Origin of the sequence: Segeticoccus rhizosphaerae (assembly GCF_009192725.1) — a bacterium.
Classification (GTDB): domain Bacteria; phylum Actinomycetota; class Actinomycetes; order Actinomycetales; family Dermatophilaceae; genus Segeticoccus; species Segeticoccus rhizosphaerae.
Genome location: NZ_VOHR01000323.1, coordinates 1 through 4,144 on the forward strand (window position 1 = coordinate 1; position 4,144 = coordinate 4,144).

The following is a 4,144-nucleotide window of genomic DNA, read 5'->3' on the forward strand; positions in this document are numbered from 1 at the left end:
CGCGACGTTCACGGCGAGCACGGTGGCGTTGGGCGCTGGGCGGGTCCGGGCGGCCCACGGCGACCTGCCCGTGCCGGTGCGTGCCGTGCTGGAGCTGTCTCGCGGGCGCGCGGCCTGCGGCGGGGGCAAGGGCGAGCTCACCACCCAGACGGGGATGGCCCTGCTCACCGTGCTCTGCGCCAGTCAGGACGACCTTCCCCGGCTAAAGGTGGGCGCCGTCGGCGTGGGGGGCACCAAGGACGTGCAGGGTCGTCCCAACGTCACGAGGGTGGTCCTGGGGCGGCCTCCGGCGGAGGGCGCCGCCGGGGCGGAGCCGTTCCCGGAGGGGGAGCATGACGAGGTCCTGCTCGAGACCAACGTGGACGACCTGGACCCGAGGGTGTGGCCGTCGGTCCTGCGCCCCGTGCGGGACGTGCTGGCCGCGGCGGAGCGTGCCGCGCACGAGGCAGACCTGAGCATTGGGAAGCGTCTGCCGCTGGTACACCGACCGCGCGCCGGATGCCGCCAGCTGGGGCATCACCGCCTTCACCGGCCGGCGCACGGAGCTGGCCGACGCGCTCGCGCCGCAGGACGGCCTCTACACGTTGGTGACCCGCGACCGTGACGGCGACGACTTCGCCGTGCTGGGCAGCGTCTCGGCGGTCCATCCGTCCTCTGGCCACGAGGCCTGGCTCGCCTACGTGCGCGACCCCGAGGTCGCCATCGTCACGACGACGGTCACCGAGGCGGGTCCTGCTGGAGACCGCGGACGCCGTCGACCCCGCCCTGCGGGCCGTCGTCGAGCGCACCGGGCGCTTCGTCACCACCATGGTCGACCGCATCACCCCGCGCACCAAGGTTGCGACGGCATAGCCTTGCCTGCGTGGTGACACCGATCGAGGACCCGCAGGACCCCAGGATCCAGGACTATGTGGGCCTGACCGACGTCGCGCTGCGTCGCCGGCTCGAACCGGAGCGCGGCCTCTACCTCGCCGAGAGCGAGAAGGTGATCCGACGAGCCCTCGCTGCTGGGCATCGTCCCAGGTCCTACCTGATGGCTCGACGGTGGCTGACCGACCTCGGTGACCTGGTCCAGCAGGCCGAGCGGGACGGCATACCGGTCTACGTGGGCGAGCGCGACGTCATCGAGGCGATGACCGGATTCCACCTCCACCGTGGGGCGCTGGCGTCGATGCAGCGTCCCCAGCCGCCCAACCCGGTGGAGCTCCTGCAGGACGCGCGACGGGTCATGGTGCTGGAGGACATCGTCGACCACACCAACGTCGGTGCCGTGTTTCGTTCGGCTGCCGCGCTGGGGGTGGACGCGGTGCTCGTGACTCCTCGGTGTGCCGACCCCCTCTACCGCCGCAGCGTACGAGTCTCGATGGGCACGGTCTTCCAGGTGCCCTGGACACGGATCGACCCGTGGCCTGCAGGGGTGAACCTGTTGCGCGACAACGGCTTCGTCGTGGCTGCCCTGGCGCTGGCGGACGGTGCGGTCAGCCTGGACGACTTGGCTGCCGACCCGCCCGACCGGCTGGCCCTCGTGCTGGGCACCGAGGGCGACGGTCTGTCGGCGCGGACGCTGGACAGTGCCGACGTCGTCGTCCAGATCCCGATGTCCGGGGGAGTGGACTCACTCAACGTGGCCGCCGCGAGCGCGGTCGCCATGTGGGCGTTGGCACCGGCGCGGCGGCGCGTGCCCTACTGACGGTCAGGTCGCCAGTCCCTCGACGACCTCGGCACCCGGCAGCTCGGCTGCCAAGGCACCCGGTAGACGCAGTTTGGCGCCCCGCACCCCGGCTCCGACGACGATCGACTCTCGTTCCAGGACAGCGGAATCCACCAGGACTGGCCAGTCCTCGGGCAGGCCGATCGGGGTGATCCCCCCATACTCCATCCCGGTGCGCTCGACTGCCGTGTCCATCGACAGGAAGCTCGCGCGGCGGGCATCGAGACGTTTGCGCACCACGCTGTTGACGTTCGCCCGGGTCGTGGCCAACAGGAGGCAGGCGGCGACCCGCTCGAGCTCGCCCCGGCGGCCACCCACCACGACACAGTTCGCCGAGTCGGACAACGAGATGCCGGTCGCCTCCACGAAGGCGGCGGTGTCCGAGACGGCGGGGTCGATCTCGGCCACCTCGACGTGCTCACTGCCCGGCCACGCCGTCAGCGCCTCCGCGACGGGCCGCGCGAGCAGGTCGAGGTGGTCGAGGACCGGACGAAAGTGCAGGCCGCTCACGCGGACGGTGCCGCGTACATGGCGGTCAGCACGCCCCGAGCCACCGTGTGCGCGCCGAGGTTGAACGCGGTCACGGCGGCGCTGGCGCGCTCGCCGAGGCCGAGGTCGTCGGTGTCGAGGGCATGGACCGCGAACATGTAGCGGTGCGGGCGGTCGCCCGCGGGGGGTGCAGCACCGCCATACGCCTCGGTGCCGAAGTCGTTCGCGATCTGACGGACCCCCTCCGGCAGCTCGGCGTCGACGGAGCCGTAGCCGGCGGGGAGTGAGGTGACGTCCACCGGCACGTTGACCAGGAGCCAGTGCCAGAAGCCCGACGGCGTGGGGGCATCGGGGTCGAAGCAGGTCACCGCGTAGGAGCGGGTGCCGTCGGGCGCCCCTGACCAGGACAGCTGCGGCGAGACGTTGCCGCCGTGGAAGCCCCAGTCGTCGTAGACCTGTTCGTCGGGAAGGGTGTCCCCGTCGGCGAAGGACTCGCTGGTGACATCGAGGGCGGGGACCTGCGGCAGCAGTTCGTACGGGTCCGGGGCAGTCGGTCGCTCGAGGTTCATGCTCCGAGGCTACGACGCGGGCGGTGAGTCGGCCACCGCCCCCTGCGGTCAGCCGACGAACGAGGCCAGCAGCCGCCGGAGCTCGGCCCCCGGATCCCTGGTGACGCCACCATGGACCGGTCCGGGCTGCACGACGGTGCTGCGCGGGGCACTGAGCCAGCCGAAGCGCTGGCCGAGCGAGGAGAGGTGCGGCCCTCCTTCGCCGCGGCAGGCCGCTCGGACGGCCTCGAGCGATCGCTGCAGGGCCGGCACGTCGAGGGCGGGGGAGAGGGCCCTCAGGCGGGTCTCGTCGACCTCGAACGCGACGTCGAGGAACTCACCGCGCTGGCTGTAGAGCACCACTCCCACGTTGACGAACTCCTCGCGCTCCGGCCGCGCGACGCACCTCAGCACGACGTACTGGTAACCCAGCAGCTCGCTCATCGATGCCCACCTCCCGGGAGCCACGCAGCCGGATGGGCCAGCCGGGCCTGCAGATTCGCGATGTATGCCGTCCGCACGACATCCGGGGAAGGCAGACCGGGCGCCTCTTCGAGCCACTCGTCGGGCACCAGGTCGAGCACCTCGGCAAGCAGTCGGTCGTCGACCCTCGTCGAGAGCCGGTCGTGCGCCGCGACCACGTCCTCGGCGACGTCGAGCAGTACGTGCTTGGCAGGGTCGAACGGTTGCGACGCGAATCGCCCCGGGCGGGAACCGAACCGGGGCCACGAGTGATGGAAGTACAGGGCGGCGCCGTGGTCGATGCAGTAGGTCCTGCCGTGCCAGACCAGGAGGTTGGGGTTGCTCCAGGTGCGGTCGACGTTGGCGGTGAACGCATCGAGCCACACGATGGCAGAGGCCTCGGCGGGCGTCGGCGGGAGCGATCCGTCGTAGCCGAACGATCCCGGCAGGAAGTCCATGCCCAGGTTGAGGCCGACGCTCGCGGTGAGCAGGTCCTGGACCTCCTCGTCGGCCTCGTAGCGCGCGATCTGGTCGGGGAGGGTGATGGCGCGCATCTCGGGGACTGCGATGCCGAGGGCGCGAGCCAGCTCACCCACGACGACCTCGGCCACGAGGACCTTGAGGCCCTGTCCGGCGCCGCGGAACTTCAGCACGTACGTGCCGTCGTCATCGGCCTCGACGATGCCGGGCAGGGAACCGCCCTCGCGCAGCGGAGTCACGTAGCGAACGGCACTGATGTTGGGGAGCACGCGTGCAGCCTAACGACAGCGCAGCCTAACGACAGCGCAGCCTAACGACAGCGCAGCCTAACGACAGCGCAGCCGACCGGTCAGATGCCTAGTACTACAGCCGCACTTATGGTGAGGCGCCGCGGCGGGCGTAGTGGCAGCGTTGGGCGCGGGCTTGATGTCGGCGTCGCCAGTGGGACCAGTCG

General features: G+C 71.3%; 6 protein-coding genes. 2 read left to right on the forward strand and 4 right to left on the reverse strand.

The window, feature by feature from the left end; genetic code table 11:
- Both larC and FRW57_RS18230 read left to right on the forward strand, forming a co-directional pair.
- The coding region (gene larC / locus FRW57_RS18220) for a nickel insertion protein (protein WP_203230404.1) at positions 1–604 on the forward strand (604 nt) is incomplete at its 5' end.
- 258 nt (positions 605–862) lie between these two features.
- Complete coding sequence (locus FRW57_RS18230) at positions 863–1,690, forward strand: TrmH family RNA methyltransferase (RefSeq protein WP_152186677.1); 828 nt, start codon at positions 863–865, stop codon at positions 1,688–1,690.
- Between the two features lie 3 nt (positions 1,691–1,693).
- On the opposite strand, the gene FRW57_RS18235 is transcribed toward FRW57_RS18230, so the two are convergent.
- The 4 genes from FRW57_RS18235 to FRW57_RS18250 are packed head-to-tail and all read right to left on the reverse strand — an operon-like array spanning position 1,694 to position 3,959.
- Entirely contained in the window at positions 1,694–2,221 is a 528-nt protein-coding gene (locus tag FRW57_RS18235; protein ID WP_152186678.1) for a YbaK/EbsC family protein, read from the reverse strand.
- Positions 2,218–2,769, reverse strand: a complete 552-nt coding sequence (locus tag FRW57_RS18240; RefSeq protein WP_152186679.1) for a YbhB/YbcL family Raf kinase inhibitor-like protein — start codon at positions 2,767–2,769, stop codon at positions 2,218–2,220. Before FRW57_RS18240 ends, FRW57_RS18235 begins: the two co-directional genes overlap by 4 nt.
- A 48-nt stretch (positions 2,770–2,817) precedes the next feature.
- On the reverse strand, positions 2,818–3,192 hold the full coding sequence (locus FRW57_RS18245; RefSeq protein ID WP_152186680.1) for a DUF3037 domain-containing protein: 375 nt from the start codon (positions 3,190–3,192) through the stop codon (positions 2,818–2,820).
- Positions 3,189–3,959, reverse strand: coding sequence for a HipA family kinase (locus tag FRW57_RS18250; protein ID WP_152186681.1), 771 nt, complete (start codon positions 3,957–3,959; stop codon positions 3,189–3,191). The genes FRW57_RS18245 and FRW57_RS18250 overlap by 4 nt, the downstream gene beginning before the upstream one ends.
- Positions 3,960–4,144: the final 185 nt, after the last annotated feature.

Bases quoted from the DNA above. Each gene is read 5' to 3' on its own strand.
- FRW57_RS18240 (WP_152186679.1), bottom strand. From the start codon at position 2,769: ATGAACCTCGAGCGACCGACTGCCCCGGACCCGTACGAACTGCTGCCG.
- FRW57_RS18245 (WP_152186680.1), bottom strand. From the start codon at position 3,192: ATGAGCGAGCTGCTGGGTTACCAGTACGTCGTGCTGAGGTGCGTCGCG.